Source organism: Spongiibacter sp. (assembly GCF_041602295.1).
GTDB lineage: Bacteria > Pseudomonadota > Gammaproteobacteria > Pseudomonadales > Spongiibacteraceae > Spongiibacter.
This window is the reverse complement of record NZ_JBFIGO010000039.1, coordinates 1-24931: the sequence shown is the minus strand read 5'-3', so window position 1 is coordinate 24931 and position 24931 is coordinate 1. Positions and strand designations below refer to the sequence as shown.

The following is a 24931-nucleotide window of genomic DNA, read 5'->3' as shown; positions in this document are numbered from 1 at the left end:
GTGCAATACCATCGGCCAGAGAATAGCCCATTCCGCCCTCAGCACGCGGAGAATACAATCGCTCCGCCGCCAGCGCATTGAGATCGGGGTTATCAACATCGCGCGCGGCGCTCAGCACCACAAAGCTGCTAAGGCCGGCCTTGCCAGCCCGGCGCACCAGCGCAGGCAGTAGCCGGCCGCCCTTGGGCATTTCAACCAAGCGCTTATCGCTGTCACCGTAGCGCCGGCTACAACCGGCCGCTAAAATAAGCAAAGGCAGAGGCATACCCGCTAACCACCACGGCGGCGCAGTTGCGTCAGTTCGGCCATCACCGCCACCGCAATTTCCATCGCAGACTTGCTACCAATGCTCAAGCCCACCGGCGCATGCAGCCGATCGATCTGCGCAGGGCTGAGGTCGAGCTGCAACAGCCGCTCACGACGCTTGGCAGAGGTGCGCTCGGAACCCAGTGCGCCGACATAAAAACAGTCCTCGCGCAGCGCCTGCATTAACGCCATATCGTCGATACGCGGATCGTGGGTCAGGGTAATCACCACACTGTGCTTATCGCAAGCGTGCTGCACCACTGCATCGTCCGGCATCGCCGACAATAGCTCCACCCCCGTCACCGGCCACTGTTGGCGCCGATCTTCCCGCGGATCGCAAACCAGCACCCGGTAGTCCATCGCTGTCGCGATCTCGGCAATACAGCGCGCCAACTCATTGGCGCCGACCAGCAATAACTGAAAGCGCGGCCCGAAGTCCTGCCGCAAGGTTTCATCACTTAAGGTCAGCGGCAGACAGTGATCCAATGGCTGCAAGCGCCACTCGCCCGTCCGAAGGTCAACCTCTCTACGCATCGCCCGACGCCCATCCAGAGCCGCCAGTAGTTCCCGTACGCCCACTAAATGTCGCTCGGCTAAGGGCTCCACAAGCACCCGCATGCGACCGCCGCAAGGCAGGCCAAAACGCTCGTTTTCTTCTGGACTGACGCCGTACTCCAGCAGTTCGCAGCCAGCGGCCGCAAATTCACCCGCCGACAACTTGTCCAGTAAGTCATCTTCGATGCAGCCCCCAGACAGGGAGCCGGTTAAACGGCCGCAATCATCCAGAAATGCCAGCGAACCCAGCGGTCTGGGCGAGGCCCCAAAGGTTGCGGCAATGGTGCACAACCACCCGGCCCCACCTTCAGCCAAGCTTGTCGCAACAGCGGCCAATACCCGTTGATCCGTATTCTTCACAATTTCTCTCTACACCCGCCCGGCGCTAGCCTGGCTCAGATAAAATTTTGCCACCACATTGTGCCCGAAAACAAAAAACGCCGCATATAGCGGCGTTTTCCTTGCACTGCTTGCGCAACTCAGTACCAGCGATAGGTACCTTGAATGGCAAAAGAGCGCGGTGCTTCGACAAAGCCATAGTGGCTCACACTGCCAAAGATATTGCTCGCCAGCGGCGTGTCGTTGGAGTAAGAAATAACGGTTTCATCCGTCAAGTTCTTCGCCAACAGGGCCACTTCCCAACCCGCAGACACATCAGACAATCCCAGACGTGCATTAAACTTCTGGTAGGCGTCCTGCTCCTGACTGGGGTCAAGGTTCTGCGAAGAGTTGTAAGCGCCGGTAAACACCACATCCAGGCCACCGCGGAATTCAATATCGCTGGTCACCATGGTGGTGTATACAAAGGTCAGGTTACCTGAGTAATCCGCCACATACTGGTTAGTCTTACCCTTGTAGTCACAGTACTCGACACCGTCAACAACACTGTCAGCAGGCTGTCCCTGATAGCACTGGCCGTTGTCATAATCGGTAAACTCAAAGTCCAGGAAGGCCAAGGCACCGGTCATCATCAAGTTTTCGGTCAACGCCATACGGCCGTCGAGCTCGATACCCATGGTTGTCGCCGCGCCGGCGTTACCGACATTAAAGCCCAGCGTGCCGTCGAAGATACTGACTTGCAGATCGTCGTACTCGGTATAGAAGGCGGCAATATTCAGCTCAGCCGCACCGTCCAGCAGCGTGGTTTTGGCACCGAATTCCAGGCTGGTTGCCTGCTCTTCTTCGTACTCAAAACTACCAACCAGAATGATCGGGTCGCTATCCGGGTTTTGCAGCGGGCGGATGACGTTCGCTTCCGGCGAGGCGTTGGAGCGGGCATCGTAACCGCCAGACTTAAAGCCGCGAGACAAGGTGCTGTAAAGCATCACATCGTCGCTGTAGTCGTACTGCAGGTTCAGCGACGGCGATACATTCTCTTCGGTACGCGAACCTTTGAGATCGTGACGCTCGGCCGAGAAGTTCTTGGCAACAACCGTGTCAATTTCACCTTCTGCGGGACGATCACCGGTAACAATATTGCTGAAATCAAGGCTGCGCGCGCCGTCTTTGGTCTCGTGGGAATAGCGTAAACCCAGGGTCGCACGGAACAGGTCAGTCACATTCCAAGTCGTTTGCAAAAACGCTGAAAACAGCTCGGTTTCTGTAGTGAAATTACGCGGAGTACCCAGATTCGTAATTTCGTCACCGGCATCACCAACACCGGCAAAACCACCTGTTGTGTCAAAGGGTGGGCGCTCACCGCGAGCCCCTCCTTCCTGCAAGTCAGCGGCATTCAACAGCTGTGGCAGAATGTCGCTTTCTACGCGAATACTGTCAAAAAATTCCAGCTCGCTTTTCTGATAGAAACCACCGGCGATGAATTCAAAGCTCTCACCCACCGGAGACACCCAGCGAAACTCCTGGCTGAACTGGTCGTAGGTTTCCTCTGCGCCAACACTGAATACCGAGGCACCAGTAAAGTCACAGTCACAGAGCTCTTCTGTATCGTAACCCAGAAGACCGGTAATAAAGGTAAACTGGTGGCCATCCATGTAGTAGTCAACATTCAGAGTGACGTTCTGCGTGTCGTTGTAGCTGAAGTCACCATTGGATGAACGCTTATAATCCTGCTTGTTATTCAGCACCGACGAATCGGCATCGACATCAACCAGAGTCACCGGCCCCACAGAAATCGTTGTGCGGTCCAGAATCTCGCCATAGGTGCGACCGTTGAAGGCTTCTGTACTGGAAGTGGATGGCTGGTCATTGATAATCTCGATCTGGCGACCGTTGACATCAAACTTACCCGCTTCGAGCTTCAGCGCGGCAACCAAGTTTTCCGTCGCATCCCACTCAAAAATTGCGCGAATAGTCGCCTCATCGCGGTTGGGTTCATCGCGATTCAAGGTCAGGTTTTCAATATGGCCATCAATATCGCGCTTGCGAATCGCCAGGCGAGCACCCACGCTGTCAGTCAGCGGACCGGAAACAATGAGGTCTAGAATTTGCTCGTTGAAATCGGGCTCATAGGTCGCCGACACACTGCCTTCAAATTCCTGACCGGGACGGGCAGAAATCAAACTCAGGGCGCCGGCGATGCTGTTCTTACCAAACAGGATATTTTGCGGGCCACGCAGCACTTCCACTCGCGCCAAATCGAGGAAGGGCGCACGAGTCAGCTGGGCACGACCATAGCTAACGCCATCAAAATACATACCCACCGACTGTTCGAAACCGGGGTTAATGCCCGAACCGATACCGCGGATATAAATATTGGTGCCAATGCCTGTTTCAGACATGGTCAAGTTAGGCACATAGGCTTGCAGGTCTTCTACCTTGGCAATACCGGCTTCCGCCATTTTATCGCCACTTACCGCATTCACCGACACAGGAACATCTTGCAGGCTCTCTGCACGTAGTGTTGCGGTAACAATAACTTCTTCTAGAACTGGTGCTGCCAACAGCGGCGATGCAGCTACCGAAACAGCTGCTGCCAGAGCAGAACGACGAAAGCGCGCTAATGATTTATTCAAGGTCATGTGATCTCCAAATGCCTTGTTATATTATGACCGACCACACCAACGCTGACGCATCGGTGCGGCCCCCTCCAGGATCCCCTCAGCAATGACGCTGACAGAGCAATGTGATCGCCGACAACTTATAACAATTCCGCTCGCCAAGCAACGATACTGGCAGCTTAGTTGCACCTAACCATAAGCTCAAGGCAAGAATAGCAGAGGCACCGCAAAATTGCGGTGCCTCTGCCTTGAACAACAGCGACTTACCAACGCAGACTGGCCTGCAGGGCAATACTACGCGGCCGCTCTACGAAGGCATAGTGATTCACACTACCAAAACTACTGTTCGCCAAGGGTGTATCGTTTGAGTAAGACACGACTTCTTCATCACTCAAATTCTTACCCACCAAGGCCAACTCCCAGCCCTCTTTTACGTCGGCTACTGCCAAACGCATATTAACCTTCACGTACGCATCTTGCTCTTGGCTTGGATCAAGGTTTTGCGAAGAATTGTATTCATCGGTAAACACAAAGTCTGTCGCCGCGCGAAATTCCATCGCGTCACCAAAGCTGCGAGTGTAGCTAAACGCGAGATTACCGGAATAATCGGCTACGTATTGATTGCTCTTTCCCTTGTAATCACAAAAAGCGACACCGTTGACCACACTGTCAGGTGTCTGCCCCTGATAACATTGGCCGTTTTCAAACTCGGTGAATTCGAAATCGAGAAAGGCAATGGCTGCGCTCATTGTCAGTTCGTCAGTTAATGCCACCCGGCCGTCGAATTCCAGACCCTGGGTTTCTGCCTTACCCGCATTACCGACGTTAAAGCCCAGGGTGCCATCGAAGATGCTCACCTGCAGGTCATCGTATTGGGTAAAAAACGCGGCGATATTCAGCTCGGCACGGCCATCCCAAAAGCTGGTTTTGGCACCAATTTCGAAACTGGTCGCCTGCTCTTCGTCGTATTCAAATGAGCCTAAAATCACATTGCCTGCCGCATTGGGGGCGGCGCTGGGCGAGGCATTGGAGCGAGCATCAAAGCCGCCTGATTTGTAGCCGCGGCTGGCCGTTGCATAGACCATCATCTCGTCGGTGGCGTCCCACTGAACGTTGATGGACGGCGCCAGCTGCTCGGTGTCCTGAACGTCATTTAAATCGTGGCGCTCAATTTTAAACACCCCATCCAACACACCATCCACCGTTCCCAGCGGGCGTTCATTACCCTGCAAATCGGCAACGGTCAGGCTTCTCGTGCCTTTTTTCTCCTCCTCGGAATAACGCAGGCCGAGGTTTGCGCGCAAACGCTCATTGACATTCCACGTGGTTTGCCAGAACACCGACCACAATTCGGCATCGGAGCTGAAATAACGCGGCGTGGTGGTATTGGCAATCGAATTACCTGCGGCCTGCGATCCGGTGCGCAGCGCTACTGCAGTGGGGATGATCGCACTGTCAATAACGATGCTGTCATAAAAATCGAGATAGCTGGTCTGGTAGTAAACGCCGCCGATATGCTCAAAGGTTTCCCCTACCGGCGATGCCCAGCGCACCTCCTGACTGTACTGCTCATAGTCTTCATTAAACGGCACGCTAAATACATTGGCGCCAGTGAAGTCACAGTCACACAGCTCATCGAATTCATATTCCAGTGCGGCGGTAATGAACGTCAGGGTGCCTTCGCCCAGTGCATAGTCAACATTCAAGGTCAAATTGCGCGTGCGGTTATTGCTGTAATCACCGTTGGAGGAGCGCTTGTAGTTCAGGGTGTTATCCAGCGTAGAGGGGTCGGCGCCAAACTGCGCCACAAGAATTTGCGTATAGCTTGCCCCGCCAAAGGCCCCAATCGTCGACGGCTGGTCGTTAACAATTTCAATCTGGCGACCGTCGACATTAAACTTGCCCAGCTCAAACTTTAACATGGCAGTCAGATCGTCACTGGCATCCCAATCCAGTATCGCGCGAAAGGTGCTTTCGTCGCGTTCAGGCTCATCGCGGTTGAGCGTCAGGTTTTCGATATAGCCATCCATTGACCGCTTGCGCATTGCGACCCTCGCCCCCAAATTGTCGGTCAGCGGACCAGACAGGACAAAATCAATCACGCGCTCCTCGTGATCGGGTTCATACAAGACGGATAAGGAGCCCTCTTGCTCATCGCCGGGCCGCGCGGATATCAAACTTAGCGCACCGGCAATGCTATTTTTGCCATAGAGAATATTTTGCGGCCCGCGCAAAACTTCCACCCGCGCCAAGTCGAGAAATGGTGCCCGAGTCAACTGCGCCCGACTGTAAGACACACCATCAAAATACATGCCCACCGACTGTTCAAAGCCGGGGTTAATCCCTGAGCCGATACCGCGAATATAAATATTGGTGCCAATGCCGGTTTCTGACATCGACAGGTTGGGGACATAGGCTTGCAGGTCTTCGATTTTATCGATGCCGGCTTCCTGCATTTTTTCACCGCTCACCGCATTAACCGATACCGGTACATCTTGCAGGCTTTCGGTACGCAGGGTTGCCGTAACCAACACTTCCTCCAAAGCGGGTGCGGCAATCGCCTTGGGAAAAGGGCTTAAACCAGCACCCAACACGGCTGACGCCATGCCAATCGAACAAACACGCAGTATTTTCATATGCAGACTCTCCCAGGAATGTTTATTGTTATTTCACTAGACCACGGCAATTTATGTCGCGCACGACCATGATGCTCCGGAGTCTATACTCATAGGCATAGCTGTCTAATGTGGATTCCACCTATGTTCGCCAATGAATACCGCCAGTTTCTGTAAAAATACCTTAATAAACCCCCATATCCACTGCCACCACCATGGCGGCAGCCAATTCTTTAGCGGCGTCAAAATCGTCGTCGCCCGGCGCGCCCTTGCAAATTATCGGCTCGGCGACCATTTTCAGCACCAGGCCTTTAGCGATTCGCTGCAGCTCGCGCAAGGCACCACTGCCATCATTACCCGTACAGACAAAAACCCCATAAGGCCGCAGTAGTTGCTGGGTATTGGCCGGATAAAAGCTGCGATCCAGGAAGTCCTTCAACTCTCCTGGCAATGCGCCAAAATTTTCCGGAGTAAACAGCAGCAAGGCGTCACACCACAGCAGATCCCGACAGCCGACCTCGGCCGCACGCGCCAAGCATACCTCGCCCCCCTCCTCGCGGGCTGCGGCCGCCGCCGCATAAGCCAAGCGCGCGTTGCGCCCGGACTGACTGTGATAAACAACGAGTAACTTGGCCGCTGCCATTGAGCTATTTTCCAGTAAGTGTTTTAAAGCGATTCACCCAAGCCTAGCTCAAGCGCTACCATTGCGCAGCAAGCCGCGGTCTATGCTAACCGCGCCCAACGCAATCGGAGATTCTATGAAATACCTTCACACAATGGTTCGCGTCGCAGATTTAGACGCCTCAATGCATTTTTACTGCGACCTACTGGGCTTGCATGAGGTGTCGCGCTACGACAGTGAGCAAGGCCGCTTCACCTTGGTATACCTGGCCGCAGAGGGCGATTTAAGCAGTGCCGAGGCCAGCAAAAGCCCCACTCTAGAACTGACCTACAACTGGGACCCAGAGCAATACCACGGCGGGAGAAATTTTGGCCACCTGGCCTATCGCGTCGACGACATCTACGCCCTGTGTGCCAAATTGCAAGCCGGTGGTGTGACAATTAATCGCCCACCCAGGGATGGTCATATGGCCTTTGTACGCTCGCCCGACAATATATCGGTGGAACTACTGCAGGCCGGGAAGCCCCTACCCCCACAAGAGCCGTGGCAGTCGATGGCCAACAGTGGCGAATGGTGAGAGATTAAAACAAGCCGAAAAACCAACCGCGGTTTTTCAGGTCTTCTTCGCAACGCTGCAATTGTGCTGAATAACTGCGCGAGCGGGCAGACACCTTGCCCGCCACTCGTTTAAGCCAGGGCTTACTGGCAAAGGTCCGCCGCTTAAAGCCACCGTGCCCCTCGTGGTAAGCCAAATACAGCGAATAGGCATCGCTATTTGCAATACCCAGGGTACGGCTGCTGACATTGTTGTACCAAGCAATGAAATCGATGGCGTCGTCAAAATCATCGCGATCGGCACCCCAATTACCGGTTTTATCCTTATACCAATCCCAGGTGCCATCTTTGGCCTGGGGGTAGCCATAGGCATCGGACATGCGCCCCGCGGGGATAAAACCCAACCAGTACTTGCGCGGCGGTTTGGCTTTGGCCACGAAGCCCGACTCCTGATACATGATCGACATCATGATGGGAATCTGCGAATTCCAGCGCTCGGCAGCAGCGCTAGCCTCTTCATACCAATCGTCTTTTTCACGAAAAATATCGCAGAGATCATTCGGGTTTCGCGGTGGCGCCGTAGTACAAGCGGTACTGAGGAGAAGCAATAGCAGTAGTGTTACGCGCATCAACATCAACTCTCTCCTTCGGCCAACACAGCCAGCAAGCCCGCCTCATCGAGGACTTTTACACCCAGCTCCTCCGCCTTGCGAAGCTTTGAACCGGCATTGGCACCCGCCGCTAAACAGTCGGTTTTAGCCGACACGCTGCCCGCGACCTTGGCGCCCAGCGCCTGAAGTTTTTCCTTGGCCTCACTGCGGGTCATGGCCTCCAGGTTACCAGTAAGTACCCAAGTCTGCCCGGCAAGCGGCTGCTCGCCAGCCTCGCGGCGCTGCGGCTGTGGCCACGACACACCACACTCTCGCAACTGGGCAATCACCTCGACGTTGTGCTCGCTGGCAAAAAAGCTGTGGATATGGCTGGCGACAATGGGGCCGACATCGCTCACCTCAAGCAGTGCCTCATCACCGGCTGCCATCAAGGCTTCGAGCTTATTAAAATGCTGCGCAAGATTTAAGGCCGTGGCCTCGCCGACCTCGCGAATACCCAGGGCGTAAAGAAAGCGAGCCAATGTCGTTTTCTTTGAGGCCGCCAAGGCCGCTAATAAATTCTCCGCCGATTTCGCCCCCATCCGCTCCAAGCTGCTGAGCTGATCAACCGTCAAGCGATACAGGTCAGCCATGGTGTGAATCAAGCCCGCGTCCACCATCTGCTCTACCAGCTTGTCACCCAGGCCGTCGATATCCATGGCTTTGCGGCTGGCAAAGTGTTTAATCGCCTCCTTGCGCTGAGCCGCGCACACCAGGCCACCGCTGCAGCGCAGCACCGCCTCACCCGGGGCGCGCTCAAGCTCACTGTCGCAGACCGGACAGCGCGTGGGCACGGCAATATCACGCACCGAATCGTCGCGACGCTCAGCAATCACTTGCACAATTTGTGGAATAACATCGCCGGCCCGACGCACGACAACGCTGTCGCCGATTTTAACGCCCAAGCGGTCTATCTCATCAAAGTTGTGCAGCGTGGCGTTGCTCACCGTTACCCCGCCGACGAAAACGGGTTCCAGCTTGGCCACCGGTGTCACCGCACCGGTTCGGCCGACCTGAAACTCAACGTCGCGCAGCTGGGTAATTTCTTCCTGGGCGGGAAATTTGTGGGCAACAGCCCAGCGCGGCGCGCGGGAAACAAAGCCGAGGCGCGCCTGAAGTGCCAGCGCGTCGACCTTAAAAACGATACCGTCGATATCGTAGGCCAGCGCATCGCGGCGTGCCAGTAACTGCGAATAGTACTCCACGCAGGCATCAATGCCGCTGACCACGGCCATTTCCGCATTGATACGAAAGCCCCAGTTGGCCAGCGCCCGCAGGCCTTCGCTGTGGCTGGAAAATTGCTCACCCTGCGCGCCGGCAATGCCATAGCAACACATTTCCAGCGGCCGTGTAGCCGTAACCCGACTGTCCAACTGGCGCAAACTGCCGGCGGCGGCATTGCGCGGATTGACAAAACTTTTGCTGCCCTGCTCCCGCGCCCGCTCATTCATCCGCTCAAAGCCGGCGCGGGGCATATAGATTTCGCCGCGCACTTCCAATTCGGCGGGCCAGTCGTCTCCGCGAAGTTTCAGCGGTATCGACGATACCGTGCGCACATTGTCGCTGATATCCTCGCCGACGCGGCCGTCGCCGCGCGTGGCGCCGCGCACCAACACCCCATCGACGTACAACAGGCTGACCGCAATACCGTCTAGTTTGGGCTCACAGGCATAACACAGGGCTTGGTCATCGCCGAGGCGCTGGCGGATACGCCTGTCAAAATCGCGCAGCTCCTGCTCGGAAAACACATTGTCTAGCGACAACATGGGGGTTTCATGGCGCACCTGCCGAAAGGCTGTCAGTGGCTGAGCACCCACCCTGCGGCTGGGCGAATCATCGCTGTGCCACTCGGGGTGAGCCGCTTCGAGTTCCTGCAACTCCCGAAACAGGCGATCGTACTCGGCATCGGGAATACTGGGCTCATCCAACACATAATAGCGGTGGCTGTGCTCATGAAGCTGCTCGCGCAAGGTCTCTAACCTTGCGCGCAGAGAGGACTCGGACATTAATACAACCGTTGTGGTGTTACATCAGGGTAAGCTGGCGACGCTCAAAATCACGAATGCGCTGGCGGTAGTGCTCCAGCGTCTGCTTGGTCGCAACACTGTGCGTCTGGTCACGCAGTTCTCCGCCCAGATTCTTCACCAAGCAGCGCGCGGTTTCCAGCATCGCATCAAAGGCTTGCATGCTGTCTTTCGGCCCAGGCAGGCTCATAAAAAACACCACGCCCGGCGTCGTGAAGCCGTCAATGGCATCCAAATCAAAATTGCCAGGTTCGACCAGATTCGCCACACTAAATTGCTCGGGGCCACTGCCATCGGCGTTCTCGAAACGATGGAAGATATTCATACGCCCATAACGCAAATCACATGCCAGCAGAATTTGCAGCAAATCCTCACCAAGGTAGGGTTTATCACTGTCGGCCATAACGTTGACAACGATCAACTCTTCGACCTCCGCCGGCGCTGCTTGTCCGCTCGTCGATTCGGGCTCGGGCGCCCGGCGCACATCGCCATCTACGGCATCGGCGACACGCTTGTCGATGCGTGGCTCAGCGCTTTTAGCCCGTTCCAAAGACGCTTCACTGCGCTCACTTTTCGGCGATGCGCGATGTTGCAGACTGGCATTGAGCGACGCCTTGGCTGCAGCCGCTTCGCCAACACCGCGCATCAACACATCCTCGTGTTCCTCGGACCGTTCTGGCAAGGGCTCCGCCACACCGCCGTCACTTGGGCGCAAGCTGGGCGTTTCACGCACTGCCACCACTCTAGCCTCGCCTGGCAGCTCGGGATTAAGCAACTTCTCTTCGCCTTCACGGCGCGTTCTGGCCGACATCCGCAGAGCGTCCTTGCGCTCATTGCGCATCCGCCGAACACCATCGAGCAATACCGCTACAGCCAGCAATGCCCCAATAATAATCAACCAATCTCTAACACTGAGATCCATTCCTCGGCCCTTGTTTGCCTGTTATATGGCCTGCATATCCACTCGATACACCCCGGTGTGGTTCGAGCGTTAACTCGCCGTATTGTTCCACGCGATCGCGCAAATATCTAGCATCTAGCGGCGACGCACTGCCGCTCAGGAAGCGATCATCTCGGCCGCTTTTTCCAAATCTACCGACACCAGTCGCGACACCCCGGGCTCGTGCATCGTCACCCCCATCAACTGATCCGCCATTTCCATCGCAATTTTGTTGTGGCTGATATAGATAAATTGCACCTCTTTTGACATTTCCTTCACCATCCGTGAATAACGCCCCACATTGGCGTCATCCAGTGGCGCGTCAACCTCGTCGAGCATACAAAACGGCGCTGGGTTCAGCTGGAAAATCGAAAACACCAAGGCAATCGCTGTCAGCGCCTTTTCGCCCCCTGACAGCAAATGGATCGTGGCATTGCGCTTGCCCGGCGGCCTGGCCATGATAGAAATACCGGTGTCCAACAGATCATCACCCGTCATTTCCAAGTAGGCACTGCCGCCGCCAAAGACTTTCGGAAACAATTCTTGTAAGCCGTTGTTCACCCGATCAAAGGTTTCTTTAAAGCGACTACGGGTTTCTTTGTCGATGCGACGAATGGCATTTTCCAAAGTTTCCAGTGCGTCTTCCAAATCCTTGTTTTGTGCATCGAGGTAATTCTTGCGCTCAGACTGCTGCTTATACTCTTCGATCGCCGCCAGGTTGATAGGCCCTAAGCGCGCAATCTTCCTGCCCACGCCCTCCAACTGCGCATGCCAGTCGCTTTCATTGGCCGCCTCGGGCAGGCTGGCCAATACCGCCTGCAAGTCAAACTGGGCCTCCTGCAATTGATCTTGCAAGCCCTTGCGGCGCACCTGCAGGCCTTGATTTTCAACCCTGGCAGCCTCCAGCTTGCTGGCCACCTGCTGCAGTCGCTGCTCGATACTGTGCCGGCGCTGCTCCTGCTCACGCAACTTTGCATCGACCTCTTCTAGCGACCGGCGGGCCGCACTGAGCTCGTCTTCAACTGCCAATCGCTGCTCCAGGCGAGCTTCCAAGTCGAGCTTGAGGTCATCTATTGGCGAATCATTGTCATCAAAGCTCTCTTGCAGCTGCTCCTTGCGCTCGCGCAGCTGTTCCAGCTGCTCCTCGGTGCGGCCAATATTTTGCAAGGCGGCATCGCGCTGGGTTTGCAGCGACTGATAGCGCATCGCCAATTGGTGGGCGTGGTCCTTGCTCTGCCGCGCCTTTTGCCGGGCGGCATCCAATATGCCGCGATTGCTGTCGCGCTCACTCAGCAGCTGCTCGCGCTGCCCGGAATCGCGCTCCATAGACTCTATGGCCTCTTGCAGGGTCATACGCGCGTCGCCCAAAGACTGCTGTTCGATCGAAAATTGATTGCGCAACTCGTGGATGTCGGCATCCAGTCGCTGACGACGCACACCCAGTTGCTCGATTCGGGCCTGCTGGGCGCTGAGCTGGGCGCGCAATTCGCTCTGCTGACGGCTGTGCTGCTGCAGCTCGCGCTGCGCCGTTTCGCGATCATTTTCAAACTGCTTTAACTGCTCGCGGCTGGCCTCGAGCTGCGCCAGCAGATCCGCAATCTGCTCCTCGCCGGCGTCAATCGCCACCTTCAGTTCCTGCAGTTCCTCCTGGCGCTGCAGCACCCCACTCTGCGCGGTATCCCCACGACTCACCCGCAACCAATCCCGGCCAAACCAGAGTCCATCGGCAGTGACCAGCGATTCACCGTCGGCAAGGTCTGCCCGGCGGGCCAGGGCATCGGTTAAATCCTCGGCCACTTTAACCCGAGACAAGACGCCCTGCAGCGCAGCGCTGCCGGTGATTTTGTCGGCCAAGCTGTCGCCGCTAACCTCTCGGCCAGCCCCAGCTTCAACAAAGCTCAACTGACCATCCTTAAGCTCGTCTAACAGTCCACCCAGACCCGCTAGACTGTCGACACACAGCGCCTGCAGCTGGTCACCCAGCACCGTTTCCACCGCGGTTTGCCAGCGCTCCTCAACCTGCAGCGACTCTGCTGCGCGAACCGCGGTGTCCAAACCGTGCTGTTGCAGCAGCCCCGACAGGGTTTTATCGCCCTGGCCCAGCGCCGCTTGCTGCAATGCTTCCAGCGATGCCATACGCCCGCGCAGGCGTTGCATCTCACCGCGACAACGGTCCAGCTCATCACTGCTGTCGCGAATTTGTTCGCGGCTTGCGGCAATCTGCGGCAGCAATTGGTCTTGGCGCTCCTGCAGCGCCTCGCCCTCAAGCTCTAGGGCCGCCGCCTGCTCCTGCAGCAATTCAACGTCGCCATCAACATCGTCCTGGGTCAAACCGGCACGCTCGCCTTCGGCTTTTTGAATACGCTCCTGCAGCCGCTGCATGCTCAGTTCAAGATGTTGAATTCGCGACTGCTCCACTTCCGCTCGCTGGCGCGGACCCGCGGCACTGTGGTTGAACTCGTCCCAGCGCAACTGCCAGGACTGCATGGCATCTTCGGCGGCAATCAAGGTCTCGCCAGCGGTTTCTTCCTCGACCTGACTAATTTCCAGCTCGGGCTCTATCGCAGAAATTTCCTCTTCCCAGAGCTGAATTTTGCCGCGATCACTGTCTAAATGGCGGGTGGTTTCTTGAATATTCGCTTCTAGGCGCTGCAAATCGGCATCGAGCTGATTGCGCCTTTCCTGCTGGTGCTGAATGCTCTGCTCGACCCTGGCGATCTCCGCCCCGATGCTATAGAAACGCCCCTGCACCTCATTAAAACTATCGTTGAGCTGGCTGTGTTGATCACGGGCCTGTTCAATCGCCGTGCCCAGCGAAACCTGCTCGGTCACCACCGCCTCGCGATCGAGTTCAAGCTCGCGGATGTGACCTTCTTTTTCAGCGACTTGTTCGTCTAGGGCCCGCCACTGCAGTACTTGCAGCTGGGCGCGCAGCAGACGCTCTTCTTTTTTGTACTCGGTGTATTTTTCCGCCGCTGCGGCCTGGCGTTGCAAGTGCTGCAACTGCCGCTCCAGCTCATCGCGCAGGTCAGTAAGGCGCTCCAAGTTTTCGTGGGTGCGGCGCATGCGGTTTTCGGTTTCCCGGCGTCTCTCCTTGTACTTGGAAATCCCCGCGGCTTCCTCGATAAACACCCGCAATTCTTCTGGCTTAGATTCGATCAGGCGCGAGATCATGCCCTGCTCAATAATCGCGTAGCTGCGCGGACCGAGGCCGGTGCCCAGAAAAATATCGGTAATGTCGCGACGCCGGCACTTTGTGCCATTTAAATAGTATTCGGAAGTCCCTTCGCGCGTCACTTTTCGGCGTATGGCAATTTCGCTGTAGCGGGCGTATTCCCCACCCAATTTTCCGGCGGTGTTATCAAACACCAGCTCAATAGACGCCTGCCCCACGGGCTTGCGATCGACAGAGCCATTAAAAATGACATCGGTCATCGACTCGCCGCGCAAATTTTTGGCCGAGCTCTCCCCCATGACCCAACGCACGGCGTCGATAATATTCGACTTACCGCAGCCATTGGGGCCGACCACCGCCGATAGATTACTGGGAAAATGGGCGGTAGTCGGGTCAACAAAAGACTTGAAACCCGCCAATTTAATACTTTTCAGACGCATAGGAACCGTAACCAAGCTTGTCGCCCAGCCCCGTTGTTGTTATCGACAGCTCGCCGGCTGCATACAGGCTGGGTGAGATGAGCGCAAAGCGCGATTATAGCCCGACAATCCGCCAACCACAGCAGAAAATCACTTAGCCTCCCCCCCAACAGCGAACTCGCTATCGATCAGCAGGCTGATTTCATTCTCGGCAGTAGACAAGCGCAGTGGTGCCGACACCCAATCACCAGTGCGGCGCACCGCAGCGCCCGAGCGGCTGATATGCGCCGACAGGCTCAGCGCCGCGAAGTCCTCAAGCCGTTTGCCCTGGCGAATGACATCACCATCGGTCAAAAACAAGCGCAGGGGGAAGATTTCCCCCTCCTTTGAGACCGGCTGCCGCAGTGCTGCCACCGGCATGGGGTTGCCATCGGTCGCCCGCGCCACCACAAATAACACCCCCTCTGGCTTGTCACCCAGCGCGGCATCTAGGGCGACATTCACCATCAAGCCCCGCAACTTGCCCTCTTCAATAGCGCGCCGCTTGGCCTCGTTCACGCCAGAAGCAATCACCATTGCCTCGCCTGAACGGGCATCTAAGCCCCCCAGCAAGCGCTGCCAATGCTTCAAGGCCAGCAAATAATCGCCGACCGCAAAGGCGTTGATTCCCAATACCCCCAGCGCCGTAGCCTGATCGGGATTAATGGCCAGTGCCCTCTGCAACAGCTCTCGCGTCTCGCCATCCAGGCGCCGCTCAGCCGCCAAATACCGCGCCTGCGCCAACTGCGCCAGGGCATCGGCATCCTGCGGGTAGAGCTGCGACAAGCGCTGGTAGTAGTCAACAGCGCCGCGGTAATCACCTTGCTGACGACGGATCGCCGCCATAGTCACCAACAGCTCGGTGGTTTCCGGCCGGCGCTGCAAAATGTCTTCGACCAATGCCTCAAAGCGCTGCAAACCCTCTTCGCTGGGCCGCTCGCCACTAAACAACTGCCGCTGGACCGCCAGCAACTTAAGGTCCAAGCGGTACCCCAGCTGGTCGTAAACCAGTAGCGACAGCAACGGCAGTGCCGCGACGGAGGCCCACAGCAAGACACTGCGACGCTGCGCTGGCGGCGGCGACAACTCGGCATTTTCCTCCAGCAGCTGCCGATCCAACTCGGCATTTAACTCACGCTGCTGCTGCTCATCGATGAGCCCCATATCGAAATCAGCCTGCAGCTCAGTTTGGCGCTGGCGATAAAATTCCCGCTGCGCGGCGCGATGACGCAATAAATCATCAGCAACGGCCCGAGGTGAGCGAAATGCCAGCACACACAAGCCCATTGCCACCACCAACAACAGCGCGAGCCCCAACTCTACAGCGTTCATGAGGCTCCCCCTGCGCCGGGCTTATCGTCGCGATCATCATCGAGCAAAGCCTGCAAAGCCTGCTGATCCACGTCGGTCAACTCGCCACCCGGCGGACTATTGCGCCGCGATGTCATCAGCGCCCACACCGCCAACCCAATCAACAACAGTGCCAATGGCATCAGCCAAAGCACCGCGGTAGCGGCATTAAAGCGCGGCCGGTAAAGAATAAAATCACCGTAGCGATCCACCATATATTGGGTAATCTCAATATCGGATTTACCCGCCATGATCATCTGGTGAACCTGGCGCCGCAGATCCTGGGCAATGGCCGAGTCCGACCCCGACAAATTCTGATTCTGACATTTAGGACAGCGCAGTTCTTCTATAAACGCGTTGTAGCGCTGGCGCTGCACGTCGTTGTCAAATTCATAGGTCTCGATCACGGCCAGCGCCGGCATTGATATGACTAGCAACAACATCGCCAGCAATTGCTGCAGCCTCATGGCATCACCTCACTTTCGAGCGTCGCTATCAGCGGCGCAAACTCGCGATCCCAAACCTTTTGATCCAGGGCCCCCTGGTAGCGAAAACGCACCAGCCCCCGAGCATCCACCAAATAGGTCTCTGGCGCCCCTGTCACCCCAAGATCCAAACCCAACTGCCCCTGAGCATCAAACACCGTGGCAAAGTAGGGATCGCCCTTTTCCGCCAGCCACTGCAGGGCCGGCTGCCGTCGATCTTTGTAATCGACGCCCAAAATCAATACACCACGCTGCGCCAGCTCAACTAAAAAAGGGTGCTCGTAGTGGCAACTCGGGCACCAGGTCGCCCAAACATTCACCAGCAGCCACTGCTTGGGCAACTGCTCGCGACTGAGCTGACCACCGGCCAAGGTTGTCAGTGAAAAATCTGGCAGCGGCCGATCGAGCAACGCCGACGGCAAGGCCGTGGGACTGTAATCACCGGTTTGCACCCGGCGCTGAACACCGAAAAACACTGCGGCCAGAACCAGAAAAATGATCAGCGGTAAAAACAGTTTAAGCCTGTCCATGTACACCCCCTGCAATGGCTGCGGAGTTGCGCACCGCTGCCCGGCGGTAGCGTTTGTCGCAGATCGCCAACAAAGCGCCCAAGGCCATGAGAATACCGCCCAGCCAAATCCAGCGCACAAACGGCTTAATGTGAATACGCACCGCCCAGGCGCGATCGCCAACGGGCTCGCCAAGGGCGATATACACATCGCGCAGTAAGCCTGCATCAATCGCCGCCTCGGTCATTACCTGTGAAGCGCGCGCGTGATAACGGCGCTTCTCTGGCGCCAGCGTCGTCAACAACTGGTCGCCGCGATACAGACTAAAACGCCCCTGCTGCCCCTGGTAGTTGGGGCCGCTAATCGGCTGAATATCCTCAAACACCACTCGATAACCAAAGGCCGTATCCGCAGTGTCGCCCACCGCCATTCGCAGATCCCGCTCGTCGTGAAAACTGCTGACCATTGCCACCCCCAGCACCGCCGATGCCAGCCCCAGGTGCGCGATAACCATGCCGTAGTAGGAAGGTGTCAAACGCGCCAGTCCCGCTGCCACGGAGCGTGCATTGCGCGTCTTATCGCGCAAGTTGACCAGCGTGCTGGCCACGATCCACACGAACAGCAGAGCGCCGATACTGGCCCCCAGGTATAACTCCCCACCGTACAACCAGGGCATTAACACCCCCAGGAGCGCTGACGCCAGCAAGGCCACCAACATGGCCGACAACCAGCGGCCGGTATTGCTGCGCTTCCACTGTGAACTGGGGCCAATACCCACCAATACCGCCAACAGACAGCATATCGGCACAAACAGCGCATTAAAGTACGGCGGCCCCACCGAATATTTTCCGAGCCCGGCAAAGTCCATGATTAATGGAAACAACGTACCTAACAGCACCGTCAAAGCGGCAACCACCAGCAAAATATTATTGGCGAGCAACAGGGCTTCGCGTGACAACAGCTCAAAGGGCTTGGCACTGCTTGGACTTGGCGCTTTGAATGCGTAAAGCGTCAGCGAGCCGCCCACCACCAATGACAGGAAAGCGAGAATAAACATGCCGCGGGTCGGGTCAGCGGCAAAGGCATGCACAGACGTCAATACGCCTGAGCGCACCAGGAAGGTTCCCAGCAAACTCAATGAAAACGCAAAGATCGCCAGCAACAAGGTCCACGACTTAAAGATACCGCGCTTCTCTGTCGCCGCCAGCGAATGGATTAGCGCCGTGCCAACTAGCCACGGCATAAATGAAGCGTTTTCCACCGGGTCCCAAAACCACCAGCCACCCCAACCCAGTTCATAATAAGCCCACCAGCTACCCAAGGTGATACCTGCCGTCAAGAACAGCCAGGCAACATTAGTCCAAGGGCGCGACCAACGCGCCCAACTGGCATCCATACGACCACTGAGCAACGCGGCAATAGCAAAGGCAAAGGCAACCGAAAAACCCACATAGCCGATGTATAACATCGGTGGATGAATCACCATGCCCGGGTCTTGCAGCAAGGGGTTTAGATCCTGACCGTTCGCCGGGGGATTAATGAGATTGCGCGCAAAGGGGTTAGAGGTAAACAGGGCAAAGCTAAAGAAGCCCACCGCCACCATGCCCATAACGGACAGCACTCTCGCCAAAATATCCAGTGGCAACTGCCGGGAAAACAGCGCAACGGCTACCGTCCACAAGGTCAGCACCTCCAGCCACAGCAACAGCGAACCCTCGTGCCCCCCCCATAGAGCGCTGAATTTATAGGCCAATGGCAACTGTGAATTAGACTGTGCGGCGACAATATTCACCGAAAAATCATCGTGCAAAAAAGCATAAAACAGACAGCTAATCGCCACGCTGGTAAACAGGCACTGTCCCACAGCCAAGGTCGCACCTGTCGCCATAGCTTGGCGATCGCCCCGCCATACCCCGTACATGGGCAGCACCGCTAGCAACAGCGCAAAACCCAAGCCGAGTATCAACGCAAAATGACCCAGTTCGATAATCACGTGCCGTCGTACTCCCCGCGGCCAGCCGCCTCGTTGTTGCGGCTCTCCGCCGACTGTTCCAAGGCCGCGCTCACTTCCGGCGGCATATACTTTTCATCGTGTTTAGCCAATACGTCGTCAGCGTAGAATACCCCGTCCTCAGCCAGGCGGCCGGTAACCACAACGCCCTCGCCTTCGGCAAAGAGGTCCGGCAGAATACCCTCGTAAGCCACCTCGACGCTGGCGCTGTAATCGGTCACTCTAAATCGCACTTTCAAACTGTCAGTCGCGCGCTGCACTGAGCCCTCTTCAACCATACCGCCAGCGCGAATTTTCTTGCCCTGCGGCGCTTTGCCCGCAGCAATCTCGGCCGGTGGATAGAACAAATTTATGTTTTCACGCAGCGCGTAGCCCAAAAACGCTGCGGCTGCCGCACTGGCAAGCAAAATAAAAACGACTATTCCTAGGCGTTGCTTACGCAGGGGATGCATAGCCATATGGTCTCCGTTGCAATTATGAAGTGTGGGTCTCGGCACGGCGCCTGCGGGCCGCCGCCGCTACCAGCGCACGAGCACTGCGGTCGCGACGGCGCGCCTCCAGCAGCAAACCAATTAACACCAGCGTACTGACGCCAAAGCTAAACCAGACATAGGGCCCGTGGCCGGCCATATTCCACAGTTCACCCACGCTCGCAAAAAACATCTTACTCTCCCGACCGTTCGCTACTGAGCAATTCCTGCACCCAGCGCGTGTTGCGCTCACGCTCGAGAATATCGGCGCGAACAAACAGCAAAAGCACCCAGCCAAAAAACAGATACATACCGGTTAGCGTCGCCATAAGCGGCCTCAACATGCTGGGATGGATGCTCGACTCACCGATAAATTTAATGCTCGCTGGCTGATGAAGGCTGTACCACCACTCCACAGACCAATAAATGATAGGGATGTTCACCACACCCACAATCGCCAGTACCGCACAAGCGCGAGCCGCAGCATCGCGGTTCTCAAAGGCCTGATATAACGCTATCAACCCCAGATACAAGAAAAACAGTATCAATACGGAGGTGATACGCGCATCCCACACCCACCAGGTTCCCCACGTCGGCTTGCCCCACACTGCGCCAGTGAGCAAGGCCAAAAATGTCAGCGCTGCACCTATCGGGGCCGCAGACAGCATCACTATCGCCGCCAGTTTCATCCGCCAAATCAAATGCACTGCCGCGGCAACCGCCATCAACACATAGCCGCCCATCGCGACAGCCGCGGCCGGCACGTGGATATAGATAATTCGAAAGCTGTTGCCCTGTTTAAAATCCGCCGGCACAAACGCCAAGCCCCAAATACAACCGCCTATCAACAGCAGCAGGGCCGGCACCGCCAACCAAGGCAGCAAGCGACCACTGAACTGATAAAACCAGCGCGGCGAACCCCATTTATGAAACCACTGCCAATTTGCCAAAGTTGCACCGTCCTCTAGTTGAATTCTGCTATTACTGATCGACGCTGATGCGCAGGGCGCCAGCTATCGCCAGCGGCGCCAATGCCAGAGCGGTCAACAGCATCGCCGCCAACATTGCCAGCGCCGGCAGATAAGCCGCGCCGTCAATGGCATGCTTAACCGCTGCACTGCCGAAAATCAGCACCGGGATATATAGCGGCAACACAATCAATGACAGCAGCAAGCCGCCCTTGCGCAGGCCGACCGTCAGGGCTGCACCAATAGCGCCGATGAAACTGAGCACCACCGTGCCCAATACCAGGCTAACCAGCAACACCGCAAAGCCCGCCACCGGCAACTGCAAAATGGTCGCCAGCAACGGCGACAGCAGGCTCAGCGGCAAACCGCTGACTAACCAGTGCGCTAGGGTTTTTGCCAAAACCAGCGGGTACAGCGGCATCGGACTCAACAACAACTGCTCCAATGTCGCGTCGTCGTAGTCACTGCGGAACAGGCCGTCAGTCGCCATCATCGATGCCAACAGGGCCACCACCCAGATAATCCCGGGTGCCAAAACTGCCAACTGCTGGCGCTCCGGGCCAATACCAAGGGGAAACAAGCTGCATACCATGACAAAGAACAGCAGCGGGTTACTCCATTCACTGCCGCGGCGCAGCGCGCTCTGCAGATCGCGGCGCAAGACCGCGGCCATCACTCCCAACATGCTCAGGTCCGCCATCAGCCGCCCGCCAGTTCTACGCGGCGCAGTGGTCGCGGTAAATCGAGGGGGTGGTGAGTGGTCAATAATACCGCACCACCGCCATCGGCAAATTCACATATCCAGCGTTCTATCTCTGCAACCCCCCGCTGGTCGATAGCGGTAAAGGGTTCATCCAGCAACCAGAAACTGGCATCACTGCAAAATAATCGGGCGAGACTGACGCGACGCTGCTGCCCCGCCGACAAACTGTAACAGGGCTGCTCGGCAAACCCTCTCAGGCCGACCTTATCCAGCGCAGAGGCAATTTTCTGGTCATCAACACGCTGGCCGCGCAGCGCGCAACTCCAACGCAGGTTCTCCACCGCAGTGAGCTGAGATTTAATGCCGCTGCCATGCCCCAAGTACACGCTCTGCTGGCGAAACGCCCCGCGCTGACCGGCAAGATTACTGCCCGCCCAGCGAATATCCCCCTCATAGCGTGTAGACAGGCCGGCGAGAATACGCAGCAAGGTGGTTTTGCCACTGCCATTGGGGCCCGCGAGCTGAACAATCTCCCCCGCGCCTATCGACAGCGACAAGCCCGCAAACAGCACCCGCTCATCGCGTTCGCTGTATAACTGCTCTAATTGGAGAACCTGTGCCGCCAAATACCGCTCCCAACGCGCTCGGGCCACCGGCAAATACCGGAGGCCATCCAAAAATGCGGCTAAGTATATACGATTTATCGGGCAAATCCGCGCCCCAAGATGGCGCGGCACATCGCCACCGGGCAGCTAGCGCTCCCGGCGCAGTGGATTGGACGCCAACCAGCGCTCCATATCTTGAGTAACCAAGTCTAAATAGGCCAATGCTTTATTGAGCTTGTCGCCTTCACTGTCACGGCGAAAGCCCATCAACCTATTGCGTACCCAGGCTAACTCGCTAACTAGATCGGCAATCTGCGGCTCCGCGGCCACCGACTTACTCGCCGCAAGCACCGAGGGTGTCTGCTCTGAGGTGGCCTCACGGCTAGGCCGCAAGGCCGTTTGTGCCGCCGACTGATATCCCGGGGCCCGCCCCTTGCCATAGAGGCTGTCTAATAGATTTTCGAACTCTCTATCGCTAATCGGCGACTCACCACCGTCCTGCGGCGCTTGGCTAAGCGTGGACTTGCCGGCGGCATTATCGTTTGCTTTGCCACCATCAAAGAATACATCCAGCAGGGCATCACCGGCTGCCACCTTCTCTGGCACCGCCGCCTTTTCAGCGACCCCCTGACCAGCAGTACGCAACAAACGCAAACGCAGGTCTTCGGGGATTGGCCGCACCGACTGATGGTTAACCAAGCGACTGAGCATCACCTCAATCGCGCTGGTTGCGCCGACAATCAGCGAAACTAAGCTGGGGCTCAAGGCAATGCGCCGCGTACGCAAGCGATCCATCACCCTTTCACTCAAGCGTGCGCACTCCGTCAGCTCAACGAGCTCGAGCACTGCCGCACCACCGTACAGCGTATGAAAACCGCGATGAATATCATCGAGTATTCGCTGACCATCATAGCCGTATTGCAGCTCTTCCAGCTGGGCGAACAGACCCCCAACAATTTCCTCGGCCTCAGCCAGGAAAATCGCTAAGATCCCTTCGTGTTCGTTTGCATCCACGTAATGAACTCTTCGTTATCATGGCGGCCAACAACGCCGCACGCTCGCGTGCCCAATCTCCATGCACTGCTCAATTATCCAGCAATCGCTCCCATCGCGATGTCGGGCCGTTCACAAAGCCCGCAGATCGTCATGTTTGCTCGCTCAGGCGCCGGAATATCTGTTTGATCTTGCTTTCCAGCATCGCAGCCGTGAACGGCTTAACAATATAAGCATTCACACCGGCGCGGGCGGCCTCGATAATCTTTTCACGCTGAGCATCGGCGGTAATCATCAGTACCGGAATATGACAGAGCCCGCGATCTGCCCGCATCGCCCTCAGCAGCTCCATGCCGCTCATCTCGGGCATCAATAAGTCGGTAATCACTAAATCGAAGCGCTGGTTGTGCAGCATAGGCAAGGCGGATGTGCCATCTTCAGCTTCACTGATGCTGGCGTAGCCAAGATCATTGAGCAGATTGCGAATCACCCGGCGCATAGTGGCGAAATCCTCCACCACCAATATGCGCATATCGCGCAGGGCCACGGGACCCGGCGCCGACTCAGCTCGCCCCTCATAGCCAGAAAACGGGTCGGGAGACCGGTCGTCATTCATTATTGTGCTCCCCCCGACGAGGCCGGCACGGGCATAAGTAAACTTTCAACAAAAAACTCCATATGCCCGCCAGCCTGGCGCGGCACCGGCCAGCGCTCGATCTCTTCAGCGAGCTGACGAAACGCCCGTGACGCCGGCGCACTGGGGGCATAATCCAATACGGATCGCTGTTTCTTTACCGCTTCACGCAACTGAACATCGAAGGGGATGGCACCGCTGTACAGCAGATTAACCGACAGAAACTGCTCACAAACGGAAGCCAACTTTGCCAATAGCTGCCGCCCTTCGCGGTCGTCCGCGACCATATTGGCCAAGACGCGAAACCGCTGGCGGCCAAAATCTCGATTTAACAATTTAATCAGTGCATAGCCATCGGTAAGCGATGATGGCTCATTGCACAATACCAGCAACAGCTCCTGGGAAGCATTGGCAAAGGTCAATACCGAGTCGGCGATACCAGCCGCCGTATCAACGATAAGCACATCAAGCTGACTGGCCAAGGTACTAAACGCGCGGATCAAGCCCGCCTGCTCCAACTCATTGAGCCTCGTGAGCCTGCGCGTACCCGATGATGCGGGAATAATGCGCACCCCAGCCGGCCCGCTAAGCATCACCTCCTCTATGCTGCACTCACCGTCCAACACCTGCTCGATATTGCGCCGCACCGGGAGTGACAGCAACACATCGACATTGGCCAATCCAAAATCGGCATCGAGAATCGCCACCCGCTTGCCGCGCTGTGCCAGCGCTACCGCACAGTTAATCGCGACATTGGTCTTGCCCACACCACCTTTACCACCGGTCACAGCAATAACCTGCACAGTCATAACGGCGCCCGCCTGCTTAAATAATTTTGCGGATAGCGGTAGCTCCAGCAATAGCGTTCACGACTCGCTAACAGCAACAAACCTAGGCTGGCCATCTCCCGCCGCAACAGCCGCTCGTGCTCCTCACGGCACTCCACCACCAGCAACTGCTGCCCGGCAGCGAGGTAGTCGTTAAACTCACGGTATATCGGGTTGCTAGACATCAGGCCCAACAAACCGCCCAGCCACCCCCCAAAACATATCAGCACCACAGGCAGCACAAAGACCAATACCCCGTGCAGCGCTTCATCCACGCCCCGAGTGAGCGGCCACAGCACCACAACTAGCAAGACGGACAGCCCGCCCCCCCAAAACAGACCACGCCAAGTCAAACCGAGCAGGTCACTGCGTTCAACCGCGCTCAGCACGGGGATAGAGGGCGGTGCAATGTTGGTGTTATCACTAAGCAGTCGCCAGCGCCAAGCCTGCGCCGCCGGCTCGGCGATGAACTGCCCCGCTGCGAGCAAAGACGCATGATCGGCAACCAGGACAAATAAT

23 protein-coding genes are annotated in these 24931 nt (G+C 56.9%); 1 reads left to right on the top strand and 22 read right to left on the bottom strand.

What is annotated here, in order from left to right:
- The 5 genes from ABYM29_RS08515 to ABYM29_RS08495 all read right to left on the bottom strand — a co-directional run.
- On the bottom strand, nucleotides 1-265 hold a 265-nt coding region (locus tag ABYM29_RS08515; protein WP_372864305.1), incomplete at its 3' end, for an NTP transferase domain-containing protein.
- 5 nt (nucleotides 266-270) lie between these two features.
- Nucleotides 271-1221 (bottom strand): XdhC family protein, encoded by a 951-nt coding sequence (locus tag ABYM29_RS08510; RefSeq protein ID WP_372864304.1) that lies wholly within the window; start codon nucleotides 1219-1221, stop codon nucleotides 271-273.
- Nucleotides 1222-1340: 119 nt separating this feature from the next.
- Nucleotides 1341-3839 carry a TonB-dependent receptor gene (locus tag ABYM29_RS08505; protein ID WP_372864303.1) on the bottom strand — a complete coding sequence of 833 codons (2499 nt, stop codon included), beginning with the start codon at nucleotides 3837-3839 and terminating at the stop codon, nucleotides 1341-1343.
- 242 nt (nucleotides 3840-4081) lie between these two features.
- Nucleotides 4082-6454 carry a TonB-dependent receptor gene (locus tag ABYM29_RS08500; protein WP_372864302.1) on the bottom strand — a complete coding sequence of 791 codons (2373 nt, stop codon included), beginning with the start codon at nucleotides 6452-6454 and terminating at the stop codon, nucleotides 4082-4084.
- A 163-nt stretch (nucleotides 6455-6617) separates the two neighbouring features.
- A complete protein-coding gene (locus ABYM29_RS08495) occupies nucleotides 6618-7076 on the bottom strand; it encodes a flavodoxin family protein (protein ID WP_372864301.1) in 459 nt (152 codons plus the stop codon).
- 115 nt (nucleotides 7077-7191) lie between these two features.
- Here ABYM29_RS08495 and ABYM29_RS08490 point away from each other — a divergent pair, with 115 nt between their 5' ends.
- A complete protein-coding gene (locus tag ABYM29_RS08490) occupies nucleotides 7192-7632 on the top strand; it encodes a VOC family protein (RefSeq protein WP_372864300.1) in 441 nt (146 codons plus the stop codon).
- A 4-nt stretch (nucleotides 7633-7636) separates the two neighbouring features.
- Here ABYM29_RS08490 and ABYM29_RS08485 read toward each other — a convergent pair whose 3' ends face one another.
- The 17 genes from ABYM29_RS08485 to ABYM29_RS08405 form a co-directional block, all read right to left on the bottom strand.
- Nucleotides 7637-8245: a transglycosylase SLT domain-containing protein gene (locus ABYM29_RS08485; protein WP_372864299.1), complete on the bottom strand. Its 609-nt coding sequence runs from the start codon at nucleotides 8243-8245 to the stop codon at nucleotides 7637-7639.
- A complete protein-coding gene (ligA, locus tag ABYM29_RS08480; RefSeq protein ID WP_372864298.1) occupies nucleotides 8245-10266 on the bottom strand; it encodes an NAD-dependent DNA ligase LigA in 2022 nt (673 codons plus the stop codon). Before ligA ends, ABYM29_RS08485 begins: the two co-directional genes overlap by 1 nt.
- A 19-nt stretch (nucleotides 10267-10285) precedes the next feature.
- Complete coding sequence (zipA, locus tag ABYM29_RS08475; protein WP_372864297.1) at nucleotides 10286-11206, bottom strand: cell division protein ZipA; 921 nt, start codon at nucleotides 11204-11206, stop codon at nucleotides 10286-10288.
- Between the two features lie 135 nt (nucleotides 11207-11341).
- Nucleotides 11342-14839 carry a chromosome segregation protein SMC gene (smc, locus tag ABYM29_RS08470; protein ID WP_372864296.1) on the bottom strand — a complete coding sequence of 1166 codons (3498 nt, stop codon included), beginning with the start codon at nucleotides 14837-14839 and terminating at the stop codon, nucleotides 11342-11344.
- Between the two features lie 129 nt (nucleotides 14840-14968).
- Nucleotides 14969-16189 (bottom strand): c-type cytochrome biogenesis protein CcmI, encoded by a 1221-nt coding sequence (ccmI, locus tag ABYM29_RS08465; RefSeq protein WP_372864295.1) that lies wholly within the window; start codon nucleotides 16187-16189, stop codon nucleotides 14969-14971.
- The gene (locus tag ABYM29_RS08460; RefSeq protein ID WP_372864294.1) at nucleotides 16186-16674 is read right to left on the bottom strand and encodes a cytochrome c-type biogenesis protein CcmH; all 489 of its coding nucleotides are present in this window, start codon (nucleotides 16672-16674) and stop codon (nucleotides 16186-16188) included. The genes ccmI and ABYM29_RS08460 overlap by 4 nt, the downstream gene beginning before the upstream one ends.
- A complete protein-coding gene (locus ABYM29_RS08455; protein ID WP_372864293.1) occupies nucleotides 16671-17222 on the bottom strand; it encodes a DsbE family thiol:disulfide interchange protein in 552 nt (183 codons plus the stop codon). The genes ABYM29_RS08460 and ABYM29_RS08455 overlap by 4 nt, the downstream gene beginning before the upstream one ends.
- Nucleotides 17209-19194, bottom strand: coding sequence for a heme lyase CcmF/NrfE family subunit (locus ABYM29_RS08450; RefSeq protein ID WP_372864292.1), 1986 nt, complete (start codon nucleotides 19192-19194; stop codon nucleotides 17209-17211). The genes ABYM29_RS08455 and ABYM29_RS08450 overlap by 14 nt, the downstream gene beginning before the upstream one ends.
- Entirely contained in the window at nucleotides 19191-19664 is a 474-nt protein-coding gene (ccmE, locus tag ABYM29_RS08445) for a cytochrome c maturation protein CcmE (RefSeq protein ID WP_372864307.1), read from the bottom strand. The genes ABYM29_RS08450 and ccmE overlap by 4 nt, the downstream gene beginning before the upstream one ends.
- Before the next feature lie 22 nt (nucleotides 19665-19686).
- Entirely contained in the window at nucleotides 19687-19875 is a 189-nt protein-coding gene (gene ccmD, locus ABYM29_RS08440; RefSeq protein WP_372864291.1) for a heme exporter protein CcmD, read from the bottom strand.
- A 1-nt stretch (nucleotide 19876) separates the two neighbouring features.
- Nucleotides 19877-20632, bottom strand: a complete 756-nt coding sequence (locus tag ABYM29_RS08435) for a heme ABC transporter permease (RefSeq protein ID WP_372864290.1) — start codon at nucleotides 20630-20632, stop codon at nucleotides 19877-19879.
- 31 nt (nucleotides 20633-20663) lie between these two features.
- Nucleotides 20664-21350 (bottom strand): heme exporter protein CcmB, encoded by a 687-nt coding sequence (gene ccmB, locus ABYM29_RS08430; RefSeq protein ID WP_372864289.1) that lies wholly within the window; start codon nucleotides 21348-21350, stop codon nucleotides 20664-20666.
- On the bottom strand, nucleotides 21350-21979 hold the full coding sequence (gene ccmA, locus ABYM29_RS08425; RefSeq protein ID WP_372864288.1) for a cytochrome c biogenesis heme-transporting ATPase CcmA: 630 nt from the start codon (nucleotides 21977-21979) through the stop codon (nucleotides 21350-21352). The genes ccmB and ccmA overlap by 1 nt, the downstream gene beginning before the upstream one ends.
- A 126-nt stretch (nucleotides 21980-22105) precedes the next feature.
- Entirely contained in the window at nucleotides 22106-22972 is an 867-nt protein-coding gene (locus ABYM29_RS08420; protein ID WP_372864287.1) for an Hpt domain-containing protein, read from the bottom strand.
- Nucleotides 22973-23102: 130 nt separating this feature from the next.
- Nucleotides 23103-23483: a response regulator gene (locus tag ABYM29_RS08415; protein ID WP_372864306.1), complete on the bottom strand. Its 381-nt coding sequence runs from the start codon at nucleotides 23481-23483 to the stop codon at nucleotides 23103-23105.
- An 83-nt stretch (nucleotides 23484-23566) separates the two neighbouring features.
- Complete coding sequence (locus ABYM29_RS08410; protein WP_372864286.1) at nucleotides 23567-24394, bottom strand: MinD/ParA family protein; 828 nt, start codon at nucleotides 24392-24394, stop codon at nucleotides 23567-23569.
- Nucleotides 24391-24931: hypothetical protein (locus ABYM29_RS08405; protein ID WP_372864285.1), on the bottom strand; the 541-nt coding region annotated here is incomplete at its 5' end. The genes ABYM29_RS08410 and ABYM29_RS08405, both read right to left, overlap by 4 nt.

What these genes read in the sequence shown, in the direction of transcription:
- ABYM29_RS08505 (WP_372864303.1), bottom strand. Translation starts at nt 3,839, where the DNA reads ATGACCTTGAATAAATCATTAGCGCGCTTTCGTCGTTCTGCTCTGGCA.
- ABYM29_RS08500 (WP_372864302.1), bottom strand. Translation starts at nt 6,454, where the DNA reads ATGAAAATACTGCGTGTTTGTTCGATTGGCATGGCGTCAGCCGTGTTG.
- ABYM29_RS08495 (WP_372864301.1), bottom strand. Translation starts at nt 7,076, where the DNA reads ATGGCAGCGGCCAAGTTACTCGTTGTTTATCACAGTCAGTCCGGGCGC.
- ABYM29_RS08490 (WP_372864300.1), top strand. Translation starts at nt 7,192, where the DNA reads ATGAAATACCTTCACACAATGGTTCGCGTCGCAGATTTAGACGCCTCA.
- ABYM29_RS08485 (WP_372864299.1), bottom strand. Translation starts at nt 8,245, where the DNA reads ATGTTGATGCGCGTAACACTACTGCTATTGCTTCTCCTCAGTACCGCT.
- ligA (WP_372864298.1), bottom strand. Translation starts at nt 10,266, where the DNA reads ATGTCCGAGTCCTCTCTGCGCGCAAGGTTAGAGACCTTGCGCGAGCAG.
- zipA (WP_372864297.1), bottom strand. Translation starts at nt 11,206, where the DNA reads ATGGATCTCAGTGTTAGAGATTGGTTGATTATTATTGGGGCATTGCTG.
- smc (WP_372864296.1), bottom strand. Translation starts at nt 14,839, where the DNA reads ATGCGTCTGAAAAGTATTAAATTGGCGGGTTTCAAGTCTTTTGTTGAC.
- ccmI (WP_372864295.1), bottom strand. Translation starts at nt 16,189, where the DNA reads ATGAACGCTGTAGAGTTGGGGCTCGCGCTGTTGTTGGTGGTGGCAATG.
- ABYM29_RS08460 (WP_372864294.1), bottom strand. Translation starts at nt 16,674, where the DNA reads ATGAGGCTGCAGCAATTGCTGGCGATGTTGTTGCTAGTCATATCAATG.
- ABYM29_RS08455 (WP_372864293.1), bottom strand. Translation starts at nt 17,222, where the DNA reads ATGGACAGGCTTAAACTGTTTTTACCGCTGATCATTTTTCTGGTTCTG.
- ccmE (WP_372864307.1), bottom strand. Translation starts at nt 19,664, where the DNA reads ATGCATCCCCTGCGTAAGCAACGCCTAGGAATAGTCGTTTTTATTTTG.
- ccmD (WP_372864291.1), bottom strand. Translation starts at nt 19,875, where the DNA reads ATGTTTTTTGCGAGCGTGGGTGAACTGTGGAATATGGCCGGCCACGGG.
- ccmB (WP_372864289.1), bottom strand. Translation starts at nt 21,350, where the DNA reads ATGGCGGACCTGAGCATGTTGGGAGTGATGGCCGCGGTCTTGCGCCGC.
- ABYM29_RS08415 (WP_372864306.1), bottom strand. Translation starts at nt 23,483, where the DNA reads ATGCGCATATTGGTGGTGGAGGATTTCGCCACTATGCGCCGGGTGATT.
- ABYM29_RS08410 (WP_372864286.1), bottom strand. Translation starts at nt 24,394, where the DNA reads ATGACTGTGCAGGTTATTGCTGTGACCGGTGGTAAAGGTGGTGTGGGC.